Below are 24,890 nucleotides of genomic sequence, written 5' to 3'. Positions count from 1 at the left end.
TGTTCTCCCTACTTTTTCTTCTCTTCTACCCCTTCCGGCAAGGCAAACGCCACCAGGCTATCGCCCATCTTCGTGCCCAGCGAGCCGTGGCCGCCGGCCATCACCACCACGTACTGGCGGCCCGTTTTGTCGGAGACATAGCTCATCGGCGTAGCCTGGCCACCGGCTGGCAAACGGGCTTTCCACACGGTTTTTCCGTTGCGCACATCGTAGCCACGGATATAGTAGTCGAGCGTGCTGCTCAGGAAAGCCACGCCGCCGCCCGTGGTGCTGATGCCGCCCAGGCTGGGCACGCCCAGTGGCAGCGGGATAGGCACGGGAGCGCTGTCGCGCGTGGTGCCGTTCTTGTGCATCCACACTTTTTTCATGGTGCGCAAGTCGACGGCGGCGATATAGCCCCATGGCGGCGCCTGGCATGGGAAGCCCAGCGGCGACAGGAAAGGCTTGATTTCCACGGCGAAGGGCACGCCAGTCTGCGGCTGCAAGCCCATTTCCGAACCGGTACCGCCCTTCGCATTGGCTTGCGCGCGCGGCACCAGGCGTTCCAGGAAGCCCATGTAGTCAGGATTGACCAACAGCAACTGACGCCCCGGATCGACGGCCGCGCCGCCCCACTCGAAGATGCCGAGCGGGCCCGGCGAAATAATGGCGCCCTTGATCTTGCCTTCGGCCACGGTTTGCGGCGTAAACGGTCCTTCGTAGCGGTGCTGGCGGAAGATGATGCGGCAGGCCAGCTGGTCGAACGGCGTGGTGCCCCACATATCCGTTTCGCTGATATGTTTCTCCGGCAGGAAAGTGAGCGCCGAGAACGGCTGCGTGGGCGACAGCGTGTCGCCGGGGGCGGCGTTGGCTGTCGGCACGGGTTTTTCCGGCGCCGGCACCACCAGGCTGCCATCGCGCCGGTCGATCACGTAAATATCGCCCCGCTTGGTGGTCGCCACCACGGACGGCACCTGGCCTTTTGGCGTGTCGATATCGACCAGGGTGGGCTGGCCGCCGATGTCCATGTCCCAGATATCGTGGTGCACGGTCTGGTACACCCAGCGCACCTTGCCCGTCGCCAGATCCAGCGCGACGATGGCGCTATTGTATTTTTCGCCATGCGGATTGCGGTTGCCGCCCCAGGTATCGGGGGTTTCATTGCCCATCGGCACGTACACCATGCCCAGTTTTTCATCGATGCTCGACACGCCCCAGGAGTTGGGCGAGTTGTTGGTGTAGGTCTTGCCATCGGCAATCGGCGCCGTGTCGTCGGGGTTCGAGGCGTCCCAGTTCCACATCAGTTTTCCCGTGATGGGTTCATAGCCGCGGATCACACCCGACGGCTCTTCGGTGGAAAAGTTGTCGGTGACGCTGGCGGCCATCACCACCACGTTCTGCGCCACGGCCGGCGGCGACGTGGGCATCAAAAAGCCCCGTTTCTTCATGGCCATGCCGTGGTACAGGCCGATCACGCCGTTTTCGCCAAAGCTCTTGCACGCTACGCCCGTATCGGCATTCACGGCGATCAGGGTGGCGTCCATGGTGGGCGCGAAGATGCGGCGCGGGCACTCCATGCTGGCCGCTTCCGGTGCCGGATTATCCTTGGCGCGGCCCGCATTGACATCCCAGTACGCCACGCCGCGGCAGATCATGTGCTGGTAGCTGGAAGCGTCGCGGTTGATCTTCGGATCGTGGCGCCAGATTTCCTTGCCCGTGTCCGGGTCCAGCGCGATGACGATGTTGTGCGGCGTGCACAGATACAGCATGCCGTTCACTTTCAGCGGCGTGACTTCGTTGGCAATTTCTCCCGGGTCGTTCGGCCCCTTGAAGTCGCCCGTGTTATACACCCACGCCTGTTTCAGCTGCGATGCGTTCGCTGGCGTGATCTGCGCTGCCGGCGCGTAGCGGTCGCCATAGCCGGAGCGGCCATATGCGGCCCAGTCGTTGGGCGCCACGCCGGGCGCGTAATCGCCTTGCGGCGTGCCTGCCATGTTTTCGGCCGGCACTTCACCATGCAGGGTGTAATAATCCTGGAACAGGGAAAACACGCCCACGGCAGCAGTCACCACGACGGCAGCCGCTAAGGCACTCTTGCCTGCGTCACGCGGTTTCGCCCCGGCGCTCAAAGACGGAAACAGGCGGCGGTCGATGAAAGGCAGCAGCAGCCACACGGCGGCGGCGAACCAGATATCGAGGCGCGGCAGTAATTGCCACCAGTCAAATTTCACTTCGATCACGGACCAGATCAGGGTGGCAAACAGCAGCAGCGCAAGGAAAGGCTGGGCGCTGCGCCGCCCTTTCCACACTAGCGCACCGGCAACTATCATGCCGATACCGGCCACGACGTAATACCAGGAGCCGCCAAGGCTGACGAGCCAGGCGCCACCGCCGGCAAGCGCCAGCCCCAGCAAGATAAAGATGACTGCTGTGATGATTAACAAGGGTCCAGGCCGGGCAGAGACAGTCATGATGCTCCTTTACAAGGGTAAATCGGCGGCACGCACCTGCGCACCGGTTGAGGGCGAACAAGGAATGCCATTTTTTCACCAATTGGCAAAGCGTGGCACACGCCACAACGCAATATTTTCACAATGTTGCTTTTCGCCACACACCGCATGCCCATTGCTTGGGGGGACGTAGCGGCCGTGGCGGCCAGGAAAAATAAATTCTCAAATAAAAAGAATATCGTCTTAAAATGAATTAATCGTGATTTTTGTGAAAAACGTTTCATTGGCTGCAAACCATGCGCAGCAGGACGTATTGAACAGGAGTTCCAGCATGCCGCACGCCCCCTCCCGCCGCCGCGCCCCCCATAGTCAGCCACTGCCATGAGTGCCTTCATCTACACCTATCTGCTGGCCCGCTGCGACGGCCTGGCCCTGGTACGGCCAGGGTTGGCCTTGGGCGGCCTGCTGCTGTTGCTGGCTGCGCTGCTGTGGCGCCGCCCCCATTGGCGCCGGCGCGTCGCTGGCGAACCGGCCGCTGCCGGCACGCCTGGCGGCCTGCCCGCAATGCTGCAGCCGCACAGCGCCTTCCCTGCCAGGCTGGCGCCCTTGGCAGAACACCCTGCTCCGGCAGTAGCGGTAGCACCGGCGGAGCGGCGCACACCGCCATTCGAGCAGGCACGCCTGGATGCCATGTTTGGCGAAGAGCGCCATGTGCAGGGTGAAATTCTGGCCCTGTTCGTGGCCGAGACGCGCGACCGCCTGGCCGGCATCGCCCATGCGCTGCGCTGTGGCCGCCCCACGCCGGCCCGCGTGCTGGCGCAAGAGATCTTCGACGCCAGCACGGCACTGGGCTTGGGACAGCTGAAGCGGCTGGCCGCCGCCGCCGTCCATGCCAGTTTCAGCAATGACATCGCGGCGCAGCGGCGCCTGCATGGGGATTTGCTGATGGCGCTGGAAGTGCTGTCGAGTGCGGTAACGCAGCTGCAGCAGCCGCAACGGCGCGAAGAGCGGCGCAGGGACACGGAAAGCCAGCCCTGAGTCAAATTTATCAAATCTGGCAGATTTGATTTCCCGGCAGGGCCTGCGTATGATCGCTACACGCTTACCAATGTTAATTTCCATGCAAGCAACCACCGTCTGCACCACGCAGCAAGCCGCCGGGCTACTCGGCATTTCCGTCACCTCGGTGCAGCAGCTGGTGGAAGCGGGCGTGATCGAAGCCTGGAAAACCAAAGGCGGCCACCGGCGCATCCCCTTGGCGGCCGTGCTTGCCTACAAGAGCGGCTACGCACAACATAGTCAGGCGGCGCGCCCGCCACGCCCGGACAGGCAGCTCCGCGCTAATACGCCCGCCTCCATCCTGGTGATCGAGGATAATCCCATGGAGCGGACGCTGTATCAGCGACAGATCGCCTCCTGGGCCTTGCCGGCGAGTTTGCGCTTTTGCGAAAACGGCTACCAGGCGCTGATGGAAATCGCCCGCGACCAACCCGACATTCTGTTGAGCGATATCATCATGGAAGGCATCGACGGCTATGAAGTGATGCGCACCATCCTGGCCGACCCGCTGCTGGCGAACATGCACATCGCCATGCTGTCGAGCTTGCCTGTGCAAGCGCTGGAAGACCGGGGCGGCGTGCCGCCGGGCGTGGTGTTCTTTGCCAAACCCGTCAATTACGACGAATTGCGCGGCTACCTGCGCGCCTGCTGCGCGGCCCATGCGCGGCGCGGCGCCTGAGACCAGCCCGGCCATGCAGCCCTGTCGCCACATCGATCCGGCCCTGCTGCTGCGCGCCGCCTGCCAGGACCTGGCCCTGTTTCGCGCGCTATGCCAGACCTATCTCGATACGGCACCGGCCATGGCGGCGCAACTGGCGCAAGCCGTGCGCAGCGGCACGCCGCAAGCCATCGCGCACAGCAGCCACGGCTTGCGCGGCAGCGTGGCGCTGCTGGGCGCCACGGCGTTAGTCAGCCGCCTGGCGGCGCTGGAACAGCTGGCGCGCCAGCAAGAGCGCCCCGCGCCAGGCTGGATTGATGACACGGCGCTGCTGCTGGCCCAGGTGGAAACAGAAGTGCGGCGCAGCATGGCCGAGTTCCAGGGCACGCCGGATTGAAGGGTACGGCACTTGCCAATAACTATTTCATTCTCCTATGCAAGTGTTATACTTCTCTCAATTAAATGATGGAGTATACGATGATCTGGTGCCGCGACCTGCTACTCAGGGCCTTCTTGCTGGGCATGCTGCTCTTCGTCGTCGGCGAATCGCTGTCCTACTGGTCGCCGGAAATCAAGAAGCTGCTGGCCTGGCGCCCCACCTGACGCGCCCTCACCCTTCGCGCCCGTCCACTCTGGCGCGCCACAGATAAGGCGCATACACCACCAGAAACAAGGCAAACGCCAGCGACCAGCACAGCCCTGCCACCAGCAGGCAGGGCAGGCTCAGCGCCGTAGGGCCAACAGCGGCTAGCAAACGCGCCAGCGCGCCCAGCTGTATCAGCCAGTACATCCACGCCTCCGCCCTGCCCGCCTTGAGCGGACGGCCCGTGTGGCCCAGCGTGGTGCGCGTCATCATGCCAATGATCAGCCCCGCCATCGAGCCCACCGTCAGCGCATGCAGCGCGGCGCTGGCCGGCAGCCACTCCAGGCTGGCCAGCGCCAGCAGGGCAAAGCCGATGCTGATCCAGGCATACGACAGGTGCAATATCCACAACAGGGGCACGCGCAGCGTGCGTTGCGGCTGCCAGGCCAGCAGATTGGCCAGCGACATGCCGGCCGCGCACAAGGCCAGCGGCGCCGTCACCACGGCGGGGGCGCCCGCCAGCCAGGCGATGCTGGCTGCCGCCATGCACGCCACGGCCACCAATGCCCGCTTCGGGCTGGCCACCGGCGTGCTGCCGGGCGCGCCATTGCGCGTAAACATGGGGATGACGCGCGCCCCGATCACCGATTCGATCAGCACGATGATGAAGATGGCCGCCTGCACGGGCACCAATAGCGACAGCGTCAGCCAGCCCAGCGCGGCAGCGTGGTACAGGCCATTGGCCAGCGCCAGCAATGCCAGCAGAGCGACCAGGAACAGGTTGCGCGTATTGCCCGAGCGGCGCAGCACGCGGTACAGGGGCCAGGCAGCCAGCGGCAAGAACAGCGAGTCCACCAGCGCCGCCGCCAGCCCGGGGCCGCACAGCATGGCAATGCGTCCCGCCAGCCACAGCCCCGCCAGTGCCATCAACTGCGCGCCCTGCGGCGTGGGCAGCCCCGTCCAGTTGCTCCCCGCCGTGTACAAAAAGCCCACCACGACAGCCAGCGCGAAGCCGAACACCATCTCGTGCATATGCCAGCCCAGCCCCAGCTGCAAGCCGCCTTGCAGCACGCCGAAGTAACTGGCCAGCCACAGGGGAATGCTGACGGCGGCAAACAGCGCGGCGAGCAGGTAAAACGGACGAAAGCCCAGCTGCCAGACGGGGTGGCTGGCATGCCAGGGGTCGCCGCCGCGTGCGGCGCCGGGGGAAGCTTCGTTGATGGGGGTAATGGCCATGGTAGACTCGCGGTTAAAGATATATTCAATATACTACTTTAAAAGCGCAACAGCGGCCAGCGGCAAAAGGATGAGCCGACTAGCCAGTAATGGCTAGCCGGCATCTGGCTGCTACTTGCCCTGCCGGTGCTCCACCGCATACACGGCTGCCTGTACGCGGCTGTTCAGGTTGAGTTTTTTCAGCACGTTCTGCACATGGATCTTGACCGTGCTTTCGGCCAGATCCAGGGTGCGCGCGATGCCCTTGTTGCTCTCGCCGCGCGACAGGCAGTCGATGATTTCCTTCTCGCGCGGGGTCAGTTTGTCCAGCTCCGACACGGGTTCCTCGCGCCGCGTGCCCGCCTGCAGCTGCGCCACCAGCTTGCCCGTCATGGCTTCGGCGATGACCACTTCGCCGGCGGCGGCGCGGCGGATGGCGCGCACCAGGTAGTCGGCGTCGATATTCTTGATCAGATAACCGCAGGCGCCCGCGCGCAGGGCCGTGGCCAGGTCGTCGGCATCTTCGGAGACGGTCAGCATGACGATGGCCGTGTCGGGACAGTCGTGCTGCATCAGCTGCAGCGCTTCCACGCCCGACATGCCGGCCATGTTCAGGTCCAGCAGCACCACGTCAGGCTGCAGCTGGATGGCGCGCTTGATGCCTTCCACGCCATCGGCCGCCTCGCCAATCACGGCAAAGTCGGTATGGCGCTGCAGCAGCGAGCGGATGCCGCTGCGGAACAGCGCGTGGTCATCGACCAGCATGACGGTGATGGGTGTGACGGGAGTTTCCATTTTTTTACTTTCAAGTATTGGCTATGCTGCGCGCCGCTGTTCGCGCGACAGATGCAGTTCGACGGTGGTGCCGCCGCCCGGACAGGCGTGCACGTCGAACGTGGCCTCGATGCGTTGCGCGCGTTCGCGCATGATGTGAATGCCGACATGGCTGTCGCCTTTTTCCAGCACGGCGGCGGCATCGAAACCGATGCCATTGTCGCTGATCGTCAGCGTAAAGTCCTGGTCATCGGCCAGGCGCACCTCCACATGGCTCGCCTGCGCGTGCTTGCGGATGTTCGACAGCGCTTCCTGCACGATGAATAATAGCTGCAATTGCTGTTCGCGGGGGAATGGCGCGCCATCGACATCGGCCAGCAACTCGGCGGCGATGCCCGTCTGGCGGCGAAATTTGTCCAGCGCCGCGCGCAATGAGCCGATCAAATCGTCTTCCATCAGGCGGCTGCGAAAGTTCGCCAGCAGTTCGCGCACGTCTTCATAGCTTTCCTTCACGCCCGCGTGCAGGGCCGGCACGATGCCGGCCACCTCCTCGAAGCGCGCATGGCGCACCGAGTCGTCGAGCATCTGCACTTGCAAGTTGAGAAAATTGAGGCTTTGCGCGATGCTGTCATGCAAGCCTTGCGCCACCAGGTTGCGCTCTTCGGAAATGGCCATTTCGCGTTCGCGCGCGGCCAGGCGCAGGTTTTCCAGCGCGATGCCCAGCAACTGGCCCAGGGTTTCCAGCAAGGCCAGTTCGCGCGCGGAAAACACGCGCGCGTGGCGGAAATGCAGGTTGAAGAAGCCCAGGTGCTGTTCATGCGCGTGGATGTGGAAGATCGAGACGGTGACAAAGCCTTCGCGCTGGCAGTGCAATTCGTGCGTCAGGTGCGCCTTGTCGACACGGCGCATGTCGTGCACCTTTGCCACTTTCAGGTCGACGGCCGTGCCGCACAGGCAGTCGCCCACCTTCAGGCAGTGTTCGGACGCCACCAGTTCGGCGGACAAGCCGTGATGCGCCACCATGTGCAAGTTGCCCCGTTCGGCATCGAGCACGCGCACGGTCGAGCCGTCGGCCCCGAAATAATCAACGATGCGCTGCATGAAGCCGCCGCAAATCGCTTCCAGGGGCTGCGGACGCTGCAAGAAGGCCGCGCTCTCGTACAGCAGCGCCAGTTCGCGGTTGCGGTATTCCAGCGTGGCCGTCTTGCTGCGCACGCCCTCTTCCAGGTTGCCGTACAGCGCCTGCAAGCGGTCGGCCATCTGGTTGAAACCGCTGGCCAGCTGGCCGAATTCGTCATTGCTCTCGACGGCCAGGCGCACGCTGAAATCGCGCTCCTTCATGCGCTGCATGCCCAGCCTCAGCCGCGTCACCGGTTCGATAATCAGCATGAACATCAGGTAGACCATGCTGACCGTGCCCACCACGGCCATGGCCAGCAAGACCAGCTGCGAGGCGCGCAGCCAGAAGGTGCGCGCCTCGCTATCGTGCTCGATCAGGCGCACCAGTTGATCCACCTGGCCGACAAAGGTATCGGCTGCATGCTCGAACTGGCGCGCGCGCGCGGTGGTATCGGCGGCCAGCGCGGCCGGACGCAACGCGCCGCGCCAGGCCTGGCCGATGCGTTCGAACTCTATCTTGATGGTGGCGCTCGGGGGCAGGAACAAGGGCCGCTGCGGGTCGCCGTGGGCGATCTTGGCCAGGGTTTCGTCGATCAGCAGTGCTTGCTGCTGCGTCTGTTCGCGGGCATCGCTGGCGATGAGCAAGGTCAAGCGGTAGGTCTGCATGCGCAAGCGGCCCGTCTCGTTGATGGCGGCCGAACTGCCTTCGAGCTGCCACGACAGGAACAGGGTGCAGCCAATGGCCGTCAGGGCCAGCGCCAGCATGAGCAGCAGAGCACCGACGATCTTGGTCGACAGCTTCTGCCAGGAGGAAAACATCGCCTTGAATTTCATAATTTCTTTGACAAGCACACACCTAGCGTCACGACATCTGGAAAAACCGTAGCGAGCGGCAGTGATTTGTGGCCGAGAAGCGCAACTGTGCTAAAGCACAGTGAGCATCGCCGGCCGCAAAGCGCGACGCGCAGTAGGTTTGGCCAGGTGTCTATCCTATCCACCCGTCTGGGCCATGAACCTCACGATTTTATCCGGCTGCGCATTGAAGTCGTGCTGCTGCGGCTTCAGTTCGATGGCGGCGCGTATGGCCGCTTCCAGCTCGGCATCGGTGGCGCCGCCACGCAGCATGGGGCCGAAGGCGAATTTCTCTTCCTGCCCCAGGCACAAATACAGGGTGCCGTCGACGGACAGGCGCACGCGGTTGCAGCTGGCGCAAAAATGCTGCGACATGGGCGTGATGAAACCGATACTGGAACGGCCATCGGGCGTGCTCAGGTAGCGCGCCGGCCCGCCGCCCAGTTCTGCCGCCTGCGGTACCAGGCCAAACTTTTCCGCCAGGCGCTCGCGCACGGCCGATAGCGGCATGTAGCTGGCATTGCGGCCCGTACTGCCCATGGGCATGGCTTCGATCAGGCGCAAGATGAACTGCTGCTCGATGCAGAACGCGGCCATGGCCTCGATCTGGCCATCATTGACGCCGCGCATGGCCACCATATTGATCTTGATCGGGTCGAAACCGGCCGCCTTGCCCGCCATCAGGCCGTCGAGGATGGGCTGCAGGCTGTCGCGCCCCGTGATTTTCTGCATGCAGGCGCGGTCCAGCGAGTCGAGGCTGACATTGATGCGGTCCACCCCCGCCGCGCGCAAGGCCACGGCGTGCTTACCCAACTGGGTGGCATTCGTCGACAGCGACAGGTCCTGCAGCCCGGACAGCGCCGACAGCCGCTGCGCCAGCTCGGGCAGGTTGCGCCGCAACAGCGGCTCGCCGCCCGTCAGGCGCACGCGGCGCGTACCGAGACGCACGAAGATCGCCATCAGGCGTTCAATCTCGTCGAAGTTCAGCCAATCCTTCGGCTCTTCGAAACCGCGAAAATCCTTGGGCATGCAATAACTGCAGCGCAAGTCGCAGCGGTCGGTAACGGACAAACGCACATAATCTATCGATCGGCCAAAACGGTCCTGCAACTTGACGCTACTCATGACACTACTCCTGTTTCATCCTTGATTGTAACGGCTGGGGCGCGAACTGGCTGCGCCCCAGAAGGTCTAGCGAACTAGTCCTTCCGGCCTATTGCACCAGCGCACTGGCCGTGCCCTCCGCGCTGGCACCTTCCAGCTCAACGCCGGCGATGTCGGCGCGCCCCACCAGTAAATGCAAATACTGGTGCACGGCGCGCTGCCAGGCGGCGCGCGACAGCCGGTCGGCAATCTGCGCCTGCACCGCCGCATACGCGATGGCCTGGCCTTCGACCCGGCGCAGCACTTGCACGATGTGGTAGCCGAAGCGCGTTTCGAGCAAATGGCCGGCCAGCGCACCCGCTTCCAGGCGGAACAGCAGCGCATCGAATTCCGGCACGCTCTGGCCCGGCGACAGCTGGCCCAGGTTGCCCCCCAGCGCGCCGGACGGACAGTTCGAATACTGCGCCGCCAGTTCGGCAAACCTTTCTGGCGCCAGCTTCAAGGCGTCCAGCACGGCTTGCGCCGTGGCGCGCAGCAGCTCCAACGGTGCTTCCGGCGTCACCTGGAACAGGATGTGGCGCGCCTCGACCAGCGCCCCGCTGCAAAACAGCTGCGGGCGCTGCGCATAAAACGTGCGGCAGGCGGCATCGTCGGCGGGCGGCACGCGCACTTCCTGTGCAAACAGCGCCTCGATGCGGTCATCCTTGCTGTCGCCCTGCACGCCCAGGCGCTCGGCCTCGTCGAGCAGCAGGCGGCGCAGCACCAGTTCATGCACAGCCTGTTTCAACGGGTTGCCGGCACTGTCGTGATGCGGCAGTTCCAGGGCGATGTCGGCATCGTCGATATCGATGCCATTGACGGAGATTCCCATGATATTGCTCCTTTATTAGCGGCGGCGTACGAGCTGCCAGGTGCGGCCAAGATACGCAACGGCGCCGAAGCCGCTCCACACATGCACCAGACGGGTGAACGGGAAGATGACGAACAGGGTCATGCCCATGAACAGGTGCAGCTTGAAAATCAAGGGTGCATCGACGATGAAGCTGGCCGCGTCAGCGCGGAAGGTCACGATGTGCTGCGCCCACTGCATCAGCAGCACCATCATGTGGCCATCCATGTGCGAGGCCGAAACAAAGATCGACGACAGGCCCAGCAGTAAGGTCAGCAAGATCCACAGCATCACCAGCTTGTCGCCGGCCGTGGTGACGGCGCGCAGGCGGTCATTGCCGAAGCGGCGCGCCAGCAAAATCAGCAGGCCGACCAGGCACAGGCCGCCCATCACGCCGCCGGCCGCCATGGCCACGCCCTGCTTCAGGCTATGCGACACGCCCAGCGTATCCCACACCCAGACAGGCGTCAGCAAGCCTGCCGCATGGCCAAACAGCAGGCCGATGATGCCGATGTGGAACAGGATATTGCCCAGGCGCAGGCTGCCACGGTGCAGCAACTGGCTGGAATCGGACTTCCACGTATATTGCTCGCGGTCGAAACGGATCAGGCTACCCAGGAAAAAAATGGCCAGCGCAAGATATGGATAAATGCCATACACAAATTGATGCAAGTAATTACTCATGATGTATTCCTCTTCATGCGGACGCCGTTCAGGCGGCGCGCCGTGGCTGCGGGTGAAAATGCACGGGATGGACGCCGCCCGGCGCCGGGCGCAGCAGCGGCTCGACGCCGTCGGCACCAGGGCCGAAGGTTTCCAGCGCCTCGTCCATGTCGCGAATCGGCGGCTCGGCCAGCATTTCGGCCGCCACCGGGCTCAAGCGTTCCAGCACCGTGAAGACAGGGGCATAAGGACTGCCATTGGCCGTCAGCTTGCGCCCGATGTGCGCCAGCACGTGGACGGCGTCGCCCAGCAGGCGACCGGCCGTCTCGCCATCGAGCTGCGCCAGGAATTCCAGGAACAGGGGCACGAAGTCGGGCAAGTCGTCGCCTACCATCTGCAGGCCATGGCGCTTGTACTCTTCCATCAGGTCGACCATGGCCTGGCCCCGGTCGCGCGATTCGCCATGGATATGCTCGAACAGATGCAGCGAGTGCGACGGATTGCGGTCAAACGTGGCCACGTACTGCTGCTGCAGGTCGATCAGCTTGCTGTTGCCCAGGTGCGCCAGCAGCGGGCTTACCAGCGCTTGCCACTCGGGCGTGGCGGCCAGCGCCGTCTCAAGCTGCGGCAGGTGCGCGATCAGTTCAGGCTCGGGATACAGCAGCAGGCGCGAGAGGATGTGATAGTGGTTCATCGGGTTGTTCATATCGGTTCCTTAAGCGCCTGGCGCCGTTTTGCGCGACTTCGGCATCTGCATGAAGATGGCCGAGCCGTGTTTTTTCTTGCCGAACAAGGTCGGCTCGCTGGTGCCGTCGGAGCAGCCATTGCCGAAACTGAAGCCGCAGCTGCCCTTCTCGTTGAAGCTGTCCTCGGCCATTTCCTTGTGGCTGCTGGGGATCACGAAGCGGTCTTCGTAGTTGGCGATGGCCATGATGTGATACATGTCTTCCACCTGCGCCTTGGTCAAGCCCACCTGCTTGAGTACCGTCAGGTTTTCTACTTTGTCGACGGTCTTGCTGCGCATGTAGGCGCGCATGGCCAGCATGCGGTCCAGCGCCGAGACGATGGGCGGCTGGAAGCCGGCCGTCAGCAAATTGGCCAGGTACTGCACGGGAATGCGCAAGCTTTGCGTATCGGGCAGCATGCCGTTGACGCCCAGCTTGCCCGATTCGGCGGCGGCCTGGATCGGCGACAGCGGCGGCACGTACCACACCATCGGCAAGGTGCGGTATTCCGGATGCAACGGGAACGCCACCTTCCACTCGACGGCCATTTTGTAGACGGGCGACTTCACGGCAGCATCGAGCCACAGGTCGGGGATGCCCTGGCGGCGCGCCTCGGCGATGATGGCCGGGTCGTGCGGATCGAGGAACAGATCGAGTTGCGCCTGGTACAGGTCCTGCTCTTGCGGGACGGAGGCGGCAGCTTCAATCTTGTCGGCGTCATACAGCAGCACGCCCAGATAGCGGATGCGGCCCACGCACGTTTCCGAGCACACGGTAGGCTGGCCAGCCTCGATGCGGGGGAAGCAGAAAGTGCATTTTTCCGCCTTGCCGGACGACCAATTGTAGTAAATCTTCTTGTACGGGCAACCGGAGATGCACATGCGCCAGCCGCGGCACTTGTCCTGGTCGATCAGCACGATGCCGTCATCTTCGCGCTTGTAGACGGAGCCAGACGGGCAAGAGGCCACACAGGTAGGGTTCAGACAATGCTCGCACAGGCGCGGCAAATACATCATGAAGGTGTTTTCGAACGTGCCGTACATCTCCTTTTGCATGTTGTCGAACAGTTTATCCTTGCTGCGCTGGGCAAATTCGCCGCCCAGGTCATCTTCCCAATTCGGGCCCCACTCGATCTTTTCCATCTTTTTCCCCGTCAGCACGGAGATCGGACGGGCCGTCGGCGGCGTCTGCGACAGGGGCGCGCTTTGCAGGTGCTCGTAGTCGTAGGTGAACGGCTCGTAGTACTCGTCGATGGCCGGCAGGTTCGGGTTGGCGAAGATATTGGCCAGGATTTTCAAACGGCTGCCCTGGCGCGGCTCGATCTTGCCCGCATCCGTGCGGCGCCAGCCGCCATTCCACTTGTCCTGGTTTTCCCACTGCTTCGGATAGCCGATACCCGGTTTCGTCTCGACGTTGTTGAACCATGCGTACTCGACGCCGTCGCGGCTGGTCCACACGTTCTTGCACGTGACGGAACAGGTGTGGCAGCCGATGCACTTGTCCAGGTTCAGCACCATGCCGATTTGCGCTCTGATTTTCATACTATGCTCCTTCTTCCTGCAACGGGCCTTCGAGCCAATCAACCTTGTTCATCTTGCGCACCAATACGAATTCATCGCGGTTGGAGCCCACCGTGCCGTAGTAATTGAAGCCATAGGCCAGTTGGGCGTAACCACCTATCATGTGCGTCGGCTTGGGCACGGCGCGCGTGACGGAGTTATGGATACCGCCCCGCTTGCCCGTCATCTCCGCGCCAGGCACGTTGATGATTTTTTCCTGCGCGTGGTACATCATCGTCATGCCGGCAGGGATGCGCTGGCTGACGACGGCCCGCGCCGTCAGGCTGCCGTTCACGTTGAAGACCTCGATCCAGTCGTTGTCGACGATGCCGGCCGTTTTCGCGTCGATTTCCGACAGCCACACGTGCGGGCCGCCACGCGACAAGGTCAGCATGCGCAGGTTGTCCGAATACGTGGAGTGAATGCCCCACTTCTGGTGCGGCGTCAAAAAGTTCAGCGCCAGTTCCTTGTTGCCGTTCGGCTGGGTGCCCAGCAGCGCTTCCGTCGTCTTGGTGTTGATGGCCGGCTTGTACACGCACAGCCCTTCGCCAAAGTCACGCATCCACAGGTGATCCTGGTAGAACTGCTGGCGGCCCGTCAGGGTGCGCCAAGGGATCAGTTCATGCACGTTGGTATAGCCGGCCGTGTAGCTGACTTCTTCGCTTTCCAGGCCAGACCAGGTGGGCGAGGAAATGATCTTGCGCGGCTGCGCCTGCACATCACGGAAGCGGATGCTGTCATGCTCGCGCGGCAGCGCCAGGTGCGTGTGCTCGCGCCCCGTGATGGCTGACAGCGCCGCCCAGGCCTTGACGGCCACGTGGCCATTCGTTTCCGGCGCCAGCGTCAGGATCATTTCTGCCGCATCGATGGCCGTATCGAGGCGCGGCTGGCCCTTGGAGACGCCCTCTTCCAGCACCGTGCGGTTGATGCCGCGCAATACCTCGACTTCATGCCCGGTTTTCCAGGAAATGCCCTTGCCGCCGTTGCCGATGGTTTCCAGCAGCGGTCCGATCGAGGTGAACTTCTTGTAGACGTCGCGGTAATTGCGTTCGACTACCGTCATGTTCGGCATGGTCTTGCCAGGAATGGCTTCGCATTCGCCGGCGCGCCAATCCTTGGGATCGAAAGGCTGGCCCAGCTCGCCGGGCGTGTCGTGCATCAGCGGCGTGAGGATGATGTCTTGCTGGGTGCCCAGCAGCTCGCCGCCGATTTCCGAGAATTTCTCGGCGATGCCCTTGTAGATTTCCCAGTCCGACTTCGATTGCCACAGCGGCTGCACGGCTTCGGACAGCGGGTGGATGAACGGATGCATGTCCGACGTGTTCAAATCATCCTTTTCATACCAGGTGGCCGTCGGCAGCACCACGTCGCCATACAGGCAGGTGGTCGACATGCGGAAGTCCAGCACCACCAGCAGATCGAGCTTGCCTTCGGCAGCCGGGCGCACCTTGACCTGCTGCGGTTTCAAACAATCGTCTTCATCGCTGAGCAAGCCATTCTGCGTGCCCAGCAGGTACTTCAGGAAGTATTCGTGGCCCTTGCCCGAGCTGCCCAGGATATTCGAGCGCCAGACAAACATATTGCGCGGGAAGTTGGCCGGGTTGTCCGGGTCATCGCACGAGAACTGCAGCTGCCCAGCCTTGATCTGGTCCAGCGCATACGCGGCCGGTGCCTGGCCCGCTGCGGCGGCGGCCTTGGCCACTTCCAGCGGATTCGTTTGCAGCTGCGGCGCCGATGGCAGCCAGCCCATGCGCTCGGCCTTGGCGTTGTAGTCGAGCAGGGTCAGGTCGCCCGTGCCGCTGGCCGCCGATGGCGAGGCGATATCGCCCGTTTCCAGCTTTTCATGGCGCCATTGGCTCGTGTGCGCATAGAAGAACGAGGTGCCGTTCATCTGGCGCATCGGGCGCACCCAGTCCTGGGCGAAGGCCAGCGGCGTCCATCCCGTTTGCGGACGCAGCTTTTCCTGGCCAACGTAATGGGCCCAGCCGCCGCCCGACTTGCCGATACAGCCGCACATCATCAGCATGTTGATGATGCCGCGATACGTCATGTCCATGTGGTACCAGTGATTCAGGCCGGCGCCCACGATGACCATGCTCTTGCCGCGCGTCTGGTCGGCGTTTTGCGCGAACTGGCGCGCTACGGTGATCACATCGGCGCGCTTGACGCCCGTGTGCTTCTCTTGCCATGCCGGGGTGTACGGCACGTCGTCGTCATAGCTTTCCGCCACATTGGCGCCACCGAGGCCACGGTCGATGCCGTAGTTGGCCAGGGTCAGGTCGAATACGGTGGTGACCAGGCCAGTCGTGCCATCGGCCAGGCGTATCATCTTGACCGGTACCTTGCGCAGCAACATATCGGCTGCATCCTTGCCGCCAAAGTAGGCAAAACCCACTTCGGTGACGGCGTCGCTATCGTTGATCAGCGAGAGCATCGGCACGATGGGCGCGCCGCTGCCGCCCGCCTTTTGCTCCAGGTTCCACTTGCCCGACTCGCCCCAGCGAAAGCCGATGGAACCAGCAGGCGCCGTAATCGCCCCCGTGGTTTCGTCGATGACGAGGGTCTTCCATTCCGGATTGTTGGTCTCGTCGAGGTTGTTGTCCAGGTGCGAAGCGCGCAGGAAGTAGTCGGGCACCAGCGTGCCGTTATGCTCTTTCAGTAACACCAGCATGGGGAAATCCGTGTACTGGCGCGCATACTCGCGGAAGTAGTCGCTCTGCCCTTCCGAATGGAATTCCTTGAGGATCACATGGCCCATGGCCAGCGCCAGCGCGGCGTCCGTGCCCTGCTTGGGCGCCAGCCAGATATCGCCGAACTTCACCATTTCGCCATAGTCGGACGAGATGGCCACGGTTTTCGTGCCCTTGTAGCGCACTTCCGTATAGAAGTGGGCGTCCGGCGTGCGCGTCATCGGCACATTCGAGCCCCATACCATCAGAAAGGTCGAGTTGTACCAGTCAGCCGATTCCGGCACGTCCGTCTGCTCGCCCCACACTTGCGGGCTCGCTGGCGGCAAATCGCAGTACCAGTCATAAAAACTCAGGGCCACGCCGCCGATCAGCGACAGGTAGCGCGTGCCGGAGGCGTAGCTGACCATGGACATGGCGGGAATCGGCGAGAAGCCGACGATGCGGTCCGGGCCGTATTTCTTGATCGTCAGCGCATTCGCGGCGGCGATGATTTCATTCGACTCTTCCCAGGTGGCACGCACGAAGCCGCCCAGGCCGCGGATGGATTTGTATTGCTGCGAGCGCACGGGGTCCTGGCTGATCCAGTCCCAGGCCGTGACGGGGTCCATGGTCTTGCGCGCTTCGCGCCACATTTCCATCAGACGGCCGCGCACCATCGGGTACTTCACGCGCTGCGCCGAATACACGTACCAGGAATAGCTGGCGCCGCGCGGACAGCCGCGCGGCTCATGATTCGGCAGGTCAGGACGGGTGCGCGGGTAATCGGTTTGCTGGGTTTCCCAGGTGATCAGGCCATTCTTGACATACACCTTCCAGCTGCACGAGCCGGTGCAGTTCACGCCATGCGTGGAACGCACGATCTTGTCGTGCTGCCAGCGCTGGCGGTAGGCGTTTTCCCACGTGCGGTCTTCATCGACCACGGTGCCATGGCCGTTCGAGAACGGCTCGGCGGGCTTGCTAAAAAATTTAAGACGGTCCAGAAAGTGACTCATGCTACCTCCACACATGCGCCGCAGGCAGCGGCGCCAGGTCATTAAAACGCTGCAAGCAGGATGGCTCAAGCGTCGATGAACCCAGTCTAACGACGGGGGCGCTGCGGCGGTATTGGCAAGAAGTCGGTTTCGCGCACCAGGAATGCATAGGCGGGTAGTCACCGGGATAGTCACTAATGCCTATGGGCGCAGCCGGCGCGCTGCGGTATATCTACAGGCCACGATTAAGCATCTACTTCAACTGAAACAAAGAGGACCAGCATGACCATTACCGACTACGCCAGCCTGCTCCATAGCGCCCGCACGCAAGATCAGCCACAACGGCTGCTGTTTACCTTTACCCAGGCACAGGCGCAGCCTGGCGGCCATGGCAAATCGCTCACGCCCGTGATGTGCGCCGACAAGCTGCCCGATGAACTGGGCAGTTTTGACGCTTTGAAAGAGGAGTCCAGGCAGATGCAGACGCACTGGGACGTGGTCTTCGTGGCGGGACTGACGGGCCGAGACGGCCAGCCGCCCCCATCGCAGGAATGCGAGGCGCCGCTGCGCGCCATGGTGACGGCCATCGAGCAAGGCCGCATCGACACCTTGCTGGCGTTTGACCGCAGCGGCGATTTGCTACGTTTTAATTGAGTCCGGCCACGGGCGCTCGTGCAAATGGCGCGCCCGCTCGATAGGACAGACCAGCGGCAAGAATTGCTGCTGGCGCGCCGAATACGCCATCAGTGCACCGCTGTCGATATCAAAATACCAGCCATGCAGTTTCAATAAGCCCTGCTCCACGCGGCGCTTCAGCCACGGATAGGTCAGCAAGTTGTCCAGCGACTGCAATATGCTGGCCAGTTCGCAGGCATGGTGCTGCTCTTCCGATGAACGGTGCGCCAGGTCGCGCCGCACGCGCTGCGCCACCGGTTCGGCGATGCGCATCCACTGCCCGACGAAGTCCGTTTCCTGCCCTTCCGGGCGCGGTTCCGGCTGCAGCAGCGCCCGGATGCCGCCGCAGCGCGCATGCCCCAGCACGATGACCCTGGCCACTTCGAGCTTGCAGACGGCAAACTCGATGGCCGAGCTGACGCCGGGCGGCGCGTCGGGCGTGCACGGCGGCACCAGGTTGGCGATATTGCGCACGACGAACATGTCGCCCGGGTCGCTGCCCGTCAACAGCATGGGATCGACGCGCGAATCGCAGCAGCCGATCAGCAAGGTGCTGGGCCGTTGCCCTTCGCGCAGACTGTCATACAGTGTCTGCGGCTCGCTGAAATACTGCTGCTGAAACAGGCTGAAGCCGTTGACGAATTTTTCCAGTTCTTCCATGACATCCTCAGGCGCCTTAGCACGGCATGGCAGCGTTCTTGCGCGCATAGCACCACCAGGTGATGGCAATGCAGCTGACATAAAAACCGATGAAGCACCACAGGGCCGCGTCCGGGCTGCCCGTCAGGGAAATCGAGGTGCCATAGCTTTTCGGGATGAAGAAGGCGCCATACGCCGCCACGGCCGACGTAAAGCCCAGTACGGCCGCGCCTTCCTTGTTGGCATCGACGACGGCTTGCTCCTGTGCCGCCTTGCCCTTGCCGGCGGCAGCGCGCTGATGCTCGGTCAAAAAGATCACGGGGATCATGCGGAAGGTCGAGGCGTTGCCGATGCCCGTGCCCGCGAACAGCAGCATGAACATCCAGAAGAAGCCGCCGAAGTTGCCAAAGCTGCTGCCTCCAGCGCCAGCCTGCGGCATGAAGTGCAGCACGCCCAGCACGGCAACTATCATCAGCAGGAACGACCATAGGGTGACGCGGGCGCCACCCAGCTTGTCGGAAATCACGCCGCCGGCCACGCGCGCCAGCGCGCCCACCAGGGGACCTAAAAACGCGTAATCGAGCGGATTCACGTCGGGGAACTGGATCTTGATCAGCAGCGGAAAGGCCGCCGAATAGCCGATGAAGGAGCCGAAGGTGCCCGTGTACAGCCAGCACATGAGCCAGTTGTGCTTGCGCTTGAAGATCACGGCTTGCTCGGAAAACGAGGCCTTGGCCGAGGCCAGGTCATTCATGCCGAACCAGGCCAGCAAGGTGGCAAGCGCAATGAAAGGTACCCAGATGAAACCCGCGTTCTGCAACCACATCTGTTTGCTCACGCCGTTCTTGGTCCAGGTCATCGCCTCGCCGCCCCAGGCGCCGAAGACGGCGAACATGATCACCAGCGGCACGACGAACTGCACCACCGACACGCCCAGGTTGCCCAGGCCCGCGTTCATGCCCAGTGCAAAGCCTTTGCTCGCCTTAGGATAGAAAAAGCTGATATTGGCCATCGACGAGGCGAAATTGCCGCCGCCGAAGCCGCACAGCAGGGCCAGGATCAGCATGGTCGGATAGCCCGTATTGACATCCTGCACGGCAAGGCCGATGCCGATGGCGGGAATCAGCAGCGACCCAGTAGAAATGGCCGTCCAGCGGCGCCCGCCGAAAATCGGCACCATGAAGGAGTAAAAGATGCGCAAGGTGGCGCCGGACAGGCCCGGCAAGGCCGTCAGCCAGAACAACTGGTTGTTACTGTAGGTGAAACCGATATTGGGCAGGTTCACCACCACCACGCTCCACACCATCCACACGGCGAACGCCAGCAGCAGCGCGGGAATGGAAATCCACAGATTGCGCCCGGCCGTGGCCTTGCCACTCGTTTTCCAGAAGCTCGGCGATTCGGGCTCCCACGTATTGATCATGTAACGGCTCATGTTGATGCTCCTGTGAGTTGATTGCTTGATGCCGCGCGTTGCGGCTTGAATGAAAAATGCATCCAGACGAGGGAGACGCAGACCGTGCCGTACAGCAGCATGAAGGCGCTCGAACGTACGCCCGTCAGGTCGACCAGGGCGCCGAACATCACGGGCAGGATGAAGCCACCCAAGCCGCCGGCCAGGCCCACCACACCCGAGACGGCGCCGATGTTGTCGGAAAAATCATCGCCGATGAACTTGAAGACGGAGGCCTTGCCGACGGCCATGGCGATGCCGACGATGAACAGCAGCACCGTGAACCACAGCGGCGACAGGCCGATATGGAAGGCGAGCGGCCCCGTGACGGTTTCCACCACCATCTGCGTTTGCGGATACGACAGCAGGAAAAAGCACACCCAGCACACCCACATCACGGCCCAGGTGACTTTCGCGGCGCCGTATTTGTCGGAAATCCAGCCGCCCAGTGCGCGCAGCACGCCGCCCGGCAGCGAGAAACAGGCGGCCAGCAGTGCCGCATGGCGCAAGTCGAAGGCGTATTCGGTCACGTAGTACTTCGTCATCCACAAGGCCAGCGCCACGTAGCCGCCGAACACCACCGAGTAGTACTGGCAGTAGCGCCACACGCGCGGGTCTTTCAGCACCTTCATCTGCGCCGAAAAACTTTCGCCGGACGGCGCCAGGTGCGATTTGTCGGTGTAGGAAAACAGCCAGAAGATGATAGCCGTGGCCAGCATGGCCACCGCATACACCTTGGGCAGCATTTGCCAGCCGAAGGCGGCGACGATGCCCGGCGCGACGAACTTGGTCAGCGCGGAACCGGAATTGCCGGCGCCGAAGATGCCCATGGCCAAGCCGCGCCGCTCCTTTCCGTACCAGCGCGCCACATACGGCGTGCCGACGGAAAACGAGCCGCCCGCCAGGCCGACGAACATGCCCAGCAAAAGAAAATGCCAGTACGCGGTGGCGTAGGAAATCAGGTAAATCGGCACCACGCTGGCCAGCATCAGCAGGAAGAAGACACGGCGTCCGCCATATTTGTCCGTCCAGATGCCCAGCGGCACGCGCACGAGGGAGCCGGTCAGCACGGGCATGGCCGCCAGCAGGCCGAATTGCGTCTCGCTCAAGCCCAGGCTGGTCTTGAGCGGGATGCCCAGTACGGCAAACATCATCCATACCGCGAAGCAGATCGTGAAGGCGAAGGTACTGCTGATCAGCACGGACACCTGCTTGCGCCGCATGCCCGGTTCATTTGTGCTGCTATTACTGTTCTTGTTAGTGCCATCTAGGGTAGCCACGATGTTTCTCCATGAATGCACTGGCCGTCTGGCCAGCCGTCCCGACCAGCTTACGTGGCCCCCGCCGATGGCACTATCGGCCACAGGGTCATTCTGGGAAGGCAATCTGGATAGGCGTATCGGCAAAAGTGACTAGGCCAACGTGCGCCAGGCTAGGCTGGATGGCGGGGATGGTGAAAATGGGCAAAGGCGGCTATGCTGGCGCCACCATCAACGCCCGCACAACAAGCACATGGATTACCTGAGTCTCAAGCACTTTCACATGGGCTGCGCCGCCGCCAGCGGCGCGCTGTTCCTCTTGCGCGGCGCCTGGATGCTGCGCGCTTCGCCAAGGCTGCAGCAGCGCTGGGTGAAAGTGCTGCCGCACCTGGTCGACACGGCCTTGCTGGCCAGTGCCATCACCCTGGCCGTGTGGAGCGGCCAGTCGCCGGGCAGCCAGCCGTGGCTGGCCGCCAAGTTGTACGCCCTGCTCGGCTACATCGTGCTGGGTACGATCGCCCTGAAACGGGGCAAGACGCCCGCCGTGCGCGGCGCCGCGTTTGCGGGCGCCGCGCTGCTGTTTGCCTACATCGTCGCCGTGGCCATCAGCAAGCAGGTCTGGCCTTTGGCCGCCTGAACATTTACTGCATCGGCAAGGTCGCCACGTCGACGGCCGGCGCCTGGCCCGTGGCCGGCCGCGTGAAGTTCTGATTGGTTTTCACATATGCGGCGAAGAAGCCGCCGTTACGCAGGTAGAACTTGCCGTCTTCCAGGCCGCCCGCGTAGTCCATGCGCTGCGCATTGGTGACCGTGGCGTCGCCCGTGAAGCGCCCTGCCGTCACTTCCGACCACGCTCCCGACGCATTCCTCGCCCACTGGTTGCCAAGCTGCACGCGGCGCTCCGTGTAGCCCTTGGTATCGATGAAATTCTCCAGGAAGGAATACACGCCCGTCAGGTAGGTGCTGGTGGCCGGCCGCTTCCAGGTGGCGATGTAGTTCCACTTGCCCGTTTCCGGCGCAAAGAACCAGGCCGAGTAATCGCTGCCGCCATTGCCGTCTGGCCGCGCGCGCGTGATGAAGCGGTAAGTCGTGCCAGCCGCCCAGTTATATGACAGATAGGTCTGGCCGCCTGTACCCTCGCCGCCAAACCCGTTGTCGACCACCCCTGCGCCCTTGCTGACCAGCGTGGTCTTGGCGCCATTGTCGGCATCCCAGACGGAGAACAGTATCCAGCGTTCGCTGGCCGATTTCACCTGGATGCCCATGTAGCCCTGGCCAAACCCGTTCGCCATGAAGTAGGAGCCGATGGCGTCCTGGCCCACCGGTATCGTCATCTCATTGTAGAAATACTCGGTATTGGCCGGCACCGTATAGCCCATGTGCACGGACGGTCCGCGCCGCGACCAATAGTAATTGGCGGGGTCGTTGGCATAATTGAGCGTGGCGGCGGAGGTCACCTTCAGCGCCGAAACGTCGCCAAAATAGCCGCCCGCCTTGCTCACGCCGCGCAAGTCCACCTTTACATAGCCCGGCGCGGCCACATTCACGGTGCCCACCGCATAGGTCTTGCTGTCCGTACCGGCCAGATTCACGTCGAAGGGATTGCCATCAACCGTCACGCGCACCACGCTGCTGGTGCTGCCGGCCAGTTTGGCGTCCAGCGCCACGGTGACGGGGCCGGCCGCGTCGACGCGGAAGTAGGCGCTCGTCACCGTGTTCGGGCTGGACCAGTTGGCCAGGCCATTGTCGTTGACCAGTTCTTCCGCGTTGGCATCGGCGCTGGTGATGAAGGCGTTGCCGGCCAGGGCCACGGTGACGGGCGTGCCGACCACCGGTGGCAAGCTAACATCAGATTTGAGCACGCCGTCCGGCGTGCCTGCGCTACTACTGCTGCCGCAGGCGGCCAGCAGCATGGGCAAGGAAGAAAGGACTGCGTAGAGTAATGAGCTTCGGTGTTTCATCGACGTCTCCTGGTGGTATGGCTTGCGACGGGCGAGCAAAGGCCTGCGCACCTGCGCCGCAGTTGAAAAAACGGGGATAGATAGAAAAAACCCGCTACGGCAGCAAGTGCGGTAGCGGGTTGTCAGTACTTAGTATTTATCGTCGAAGGCAAAGATCGGTTTGCGCGATTTCCACTGGCCGCCCGTGAAGTCCGGGAAGTCCAGGGTCTGGAAGTTGGCAGCGATCGATTGCTCGGACAGGGGCGTGATGGCGCTCCAGGTCACAGCGTCGTAGATATCGATCGGCATCGGCGCGTTGGCCTTCAATGCTTCAACAAAGGCGTGGATGACGAAGAAGTCCATGCCGCCGTGGCCTGCGCCTTCGGCTTTCGCAGCGTACTTGCGCCACAGCGGGTGCTCATACTTGTCCTGGTAAGCCTTGAAGTCGTCCCACTGGTGCGGCTTGCTGACGCCTTCAATATGGATGGAGTTATTCACGTCCATCCACAGGCCGTCCGTGCCTTGCACGCGGAAGCCCAGCGAATACGGGCGCGGCAGGCTGGTATCGTGCTGCAGGATGATGGTTTCGCCGTTTTCGCACGCCAGCGTGGTGGTGACCACGTCGCCCAGCTTGAACTTCACCTTGGCGTTCGCATGCTGCGCGCCGCCCGGCTGGTTGACGATATAGTCGTGCAAGCCGCGCGCCTTGGTGGCGAAGGAGTTGATGCGCGTGAAACGGTTGCCGCGGTTGATGTTGGTGTACATGGCGCACGGGCCGATGCCGTGGCTCGGATACAGTTCGCCATTGCGCTCGACCGAGTGCTGCGTGCGCCAGCGCGCTTCCGACCAGCCTTTTTCGCCGAATTCAACGCCGCCGCTATACGGCTTGGCCGGATCGCCGCTGTTGAATTTGACGACCCGCAGATCGTGCTGGTAGCCGCCCTGCAAGTGCAGCAATTCGCCGAACAGGCCGGCGCGCACCATTTGCAGCGCGGCCATCACGTCGCGGCGGAAGCACACGTTTTCCAACAACATGTACGGCGTGCCTGTCTTGAGCTGGGTGTTCAGCACATCCCAGTGGTCTTGCAAGGTGATGCCGGCCACCACTTCGCAAGCGACGGCAATTTTCGCCTGCATGGCCGCGATCGCCATCGGCGCATGCAATTCCCACGGCGTGGCGATGATCACGCCATCGAGGCCGCCCGCGTCCAGCATGCGCTTGTACGCTTGCGTGTCGCGGTCTTCGCCATACGTGCGCGGACGCGGCTTGCCGGCTTTTGCCACCTGGCCCAGGGCATGCTTGAGCATGAGCGGGTCGATATCGCACAGGGCGACCACTTCCACGTCGTCGCGGCGCACCAGTTCAGTCAGCAGCACCTGGCCACGCATGCCGGTGCCGATCACGGCCAGGCGGACCTTGTCGCGGCCTGCAGTTGGTGCCGCTACGGCGCCAGTGGGCAGCAGTGCGCTGCCAGCCATGGCGCCACCGGCCAGAGCTGCACTGGTGGACAGGAAATTGCGTCGATTGAATTGTGTCGTCATTTGTCTCTTCTCACTCCGTTGGTAATTACCGGGCGCCCGCCGTGCCGGCACGGACGCCCATGGATGCTGCATTACATCTGATTAGTACGTGT

The 24,890-nt window shown here is 62.9% G+C and carries 22 protein-coding genes; 6 read left to right on the top strand and 16 right to left on the bottom strand.

Annotated elements, in window-relative coordinates:
* Positions 1 to 8: 8 nt before the first annotated feature.
* Both ACQ4W6_RS16630 and ACQ4W6_RS16625 read right to left on the bottom strand, forming a co-directional pair.
* Complete coding sequence (locus ACQ4W6_RS16630; RefSeq protein ID WP_436568272.1) at positions 9 to 2,450, bottom strand: membrane-bound PQQ-dependent dehydrogenase, glucose/quinate/shikimate family; 2,442 nt, start codon at positions 2,448 to 2,450, stop codon at positions 9 to 11.
* On the bottom strand, positions 2,447 to 2,812 hold the full coding sequence (locus tag ACQ4W6_RS16625) for a hypothetical protein (RefSeq protein WP_436568271.1): 366 nt from the start codon (positions 2,810 to 2,812) through the stop codon (positions 2,447 to 2,449). The genes ACQ4W6_RS16630 and ACQ4W6_RS16625 overlap by 4 nt, the downstream gene beginning before the upstream one ends.
* Here ACQ4W6_RS16625 and ACQ4W6_RS16620 point away from each other — a divergent pair.
* The 4 genes from ACQ4W6_RS16620 to ACQ4W6_RS16605 all read left to right on the top strand — a co-directional run bounded on the left by ACQ4W6_RS16620 (position 2,811) and on the right by ACQ4W6_RS16605 (position 4,749).
* Positions 2,811 to 3,467 (top strand): hypothetical protein, encoded by a 657-nt coding sequence (locus ACQ4W6_RS16620; protein ID WP_436568270.1) that lies wholly within the window; start codon positions 2,811 to 2,813, stop codon positions 3,465 to 3,467. The two genes, ACQ4W6_RS16625 and ACQ4W6_RS16620, sit on opposite strands and share 2 nt — an antisense overlap.
* Positions 3,468 to 3,549: 82 nt before the next feature.
* The gene (locus ACQ4W6_RS16615) at positions 3,550 to 4,167 is read left to right on the top strand and encodes a response regulator (RefSeq protein WP_436568269.1); all 618 of its coding nucleotides are present in this window, start codon (positions 3,550 to 3,552) and stop codon (positions 4,165 to 4,167) included.
* 13 nt (positions 4,168 to 4,180) lie between these two features.
* The gene (locus ACQ4W6_RS16610; protein ID WP_436568268.1) at positions 4,181 to 4,543 is read left to right on the top strand and encodes an Hpt domain-containing protein; all 363 of its coding nucleotides are present in this window, start codon (positions 4,181 to 4,183) and stop codon (positions 4,541 to 4,543) included.
* Between the two features lie 80 nt (positions 4,544 to 4,623).
* The gene (locus tag ACQ4W6_RS16605; RefSeq protein ID WP_436568267.1) at positions 4,624 to 4,749 is read left to right on the top strand and encodes a hypothetical protein; all 126 of its coding nucleotides are present in this window, start codon (positions 4,624 to 4,626) and stop codon (positions 4,747 to 4,749) included.
* 7 nt (positions 4,750 to 4,756) lie between these two features.
* Here ACQ4W6_RS16605 and ACQ4W6_RS16600 read toward each other — a convergent pair whose 3' ends face one another.
* From ACQ4W6_RS16600 to ACQ4W6_RS16560, 9 genes are all read right to left on the bottom strand, one after another.
* Positions 4,757 to 5,965 (bottom strand): NnrS family protein, encoded by a 1,209-nt coding sequence (locus ACQ4W6_RS16600; protein WP_436568266.1) that lies wholly within the window; start codon positions 5,963 to 5,965, stop codon positions 4,757 to 4,759.
* Between the two features lie 111 nt (positions 5,966 to 6,076).
* The gene (locus ACQ4W6_RS16595; protein ID WP_436568265.1) at positions 6,077 to 6,739 is read right to left on the bottom strand and encodes a response regulator; all 663 of its coding nucleotides are present in this window, start codon (positions 6,737 to 6,739) and stop codon (positions 6,077 to 6,079) included.
* 21 nt (positions 6,740 to 6,760) lie between these two features.
* Entirely contained in the window at positions 6,761 to 8,671 is a 1,911-nt protein-coding gene (locus ACQ4W6_RS16590) for a type IV pili methyl-accepting chemotaxis transducer N-terminal domain-containing protein (protein WP_436568264.1), read from the bottom strand.
* 156 nt (positions 8,672 to 8,827) lie between these two features.
* Positions 8,828 to 9,814 carry a GTP 3',8-cyclase MoaA gene (gene moaA / locus ACQ4W6_RS16585; protein ID WP_436568263.1) on the bottom strand — a complete coding sequence of 329 codons (987 nt, stop codon included), beginning with the start codon at positions 9,812 to 9,814 and terminating at the stop codon, positions 8,828 to 8,830.
* Positions 9,815 to 9,902: 88 nt separating this feature from the next.
* Positions 9,903 to 10,664: a peptidylprolyl isomerase gene (locus ACQ4W6_RS16580; protein WP_436568262.1), complete on the bottom strand. Its 762-nt coding sequence runs from the start codon at positions 10,662 to 10,664 to the stop codon at positions 9,903 to 9,905.
* Between the two features lie 15 nt (positions 10,665 to 10,679).
* A complete protein-coding gene (gene narI, locus ACQ4W6_RS16575) occupies positions 10,680 to 11,366 on the bottom strand; it encodes a respiratory nitrate reductase subunit gamma (protein WP_436568261.1) in 687 nt (228 codons plus the stop codon).
* Between the two features lie 28 nt (positions 11,367 to 11,394).
* Entirely contained in the window at positions 11,395 to 12,051 is a 657-nt protein-coding gene (narJ, locus tag ACQ4W6_RS16570) for a nitrate reductase molybdenum cofactor assembly chaperone (protein WP_436568260.1), read from the bottom strand.
* Between the two features lie 9 nt (positions 12,052 to 12,060).
* Positions 12,061 to 13,611 (bottom strand): nitrate reductase subunit beta, encoded by a 1,551-nt coding sequence (narH, locus tag ACQ4W6_RS16565; protein ID WP_436568259.1) that lies wholly within the window; start codon positions 13,609 to 13,611, stop codon positions 12,061 to 12,063.
* A 1-nt stretch (position 13,612) separates the two neighbouring features.
* Entirely contained in the window at positions 13,613 to 17,311 is a 3,699-nt protein-coding gene (locus tag ACQ4W6_RS16560) for a nitrate reductase subunit alpha (protein WP_436568258.1), read from the bottom strand.
* Positions 17,312 to 17,572: 261 nt separating this feature from the next.
* Between ACQ4W6_RS16560 and ACQ4W6_RS16555 the strand changes: the two genes are divergently transcribed.
* Entirely contained in the window at positions 17,573 to 17,944 is a 372-nt protein-coding gene (locus ACQ4W6_RS16555; protein WP_436568257.1) for a ribonucleotide reductase subunit alpha, read from the top strand.
* Here ACQ4W6_RS16555 and ACQ4W6_RS16550 read toward each other — a convergent pair.
* Genes ACQ4W6_RS16550 through ACQ4W6_RS16540 form a run of 3 tightly spaced genes read right to left on the bottom strand, consistent with a single transcriptional unit; the run spans position 17,930 to position 21,280 of the window.
* Positions 17,930 to 18,625 carry a carbonic anhydrase gene (locus ACQ4W6_RS16550; RefSeq protein ID WP_436568256.1) on the bottom strand — a complete coding sequence of 232 codons (696 nt, stop codon included), beginning with the start codon at positions 18,623 to 18,625 and terminating at the stop codon, positions 17,930 to 17,932. The genes ACQ4W6_RS16555 and ACQ4W6_RS16550 overlap by 15 nt on opposite strands.
* A 16-nt stretch (positions 18,626 to 18,641) precedes the next feature.
* Positions 18,642 to 20,039 (bottom strand): NarK family nitrate/nitrite MFS transporter, encoded by a 1,398-nt coding sequence (locus ACQ4W6_RS16545; RefSeq protein WP_436568255.1) that lies wholly within the window; start codon positions 20,037 to 20,039, stop codon positions 18,642 to 18,644.
* Positions 20,036 to 21,280, bottom strand: a complete 1,245-nt coding sequence (locus ACQ4W6_RS16540) for an MFS transporter (protein ID WP_436568339.1) — start codon at positions 21,278 to 21,280, stop codon at positions 20,036 to 20,038. The genes ACQ4W6_RS16545 and ACQ4W6_RS16540 overlap by 4 nt, the downstream gene beginning before the upstream one ends.
* A gap of 289 nt (positions 21,281 to 21,569) precedes the next feature.
* Here ACQ4W6_RS16540 and ACQ4W6_RS16535 point away from each other — a divergent pair, with 289 nt between their 5' ends.
* Positions 21,570 to 21,953 carry a SirB2 family protein gene (locus ACQ4W6_RS16535; protein WP_436568254.1) on the top strand — a complete coding sequence of 128 codons (384 nt, stop codon included), beginning with the start codon at positions 21,570 to 21,572 and terminating at the stop codon, positions 21,951 to 21,953.
* Positions 21,954 to 21,957: 4 nt separating this feature from the next.
* Here ACQ4W6_RS16535 and ACQ4W6_RS16530 read toward each other — a convergent pair whose 3' ends face one another.
* On the bottom strand, positions 21,958 to 23,277 hold the full coding sequence (locus tag ACQ4W6_RS16530; RefSeq protein ID WP_436568253.1) for a DUF3472 domain-containing protein: 1,320 nt from the start codon (positions 23,275 to 23,277) through the stop codon (positions 21,958 to 21,960).
* 129 nt (positions 23,278 to 23,406) lie between these two features.
* The gene (locus ACQ4W6_RS16525; RefSeq protein WP_436568252.1) at positions 23,407 to 24,798 is read right to left on the bottom strand and encodes a Gfo/Idh/MocA family protein; all 1,392 of its coding nucleotides are present in this window, start codon (positions 24,796 to 24,798) and stop codon (positions 23,407 to 23,409) included.
* Positions 24,799 to 24,890 lie beyond the last annotated feature (92 nt).

The sequence above is a fragment of the Janthinobacterium woesei genome (assembly GCF_051380875.1).
Taxonomy (GTDB): domain Bacteria; phylum Pseudomonadota; class Gammaproteobacteria; order Burkholderiales; family Burkholderiaceae_D; genus Janthinobacterium.
The sequence above is the reverse complement of the archived record's forward strand: the minus strand, read 5'-3'. Positions and strand labels throughout refer to the sequence as shown.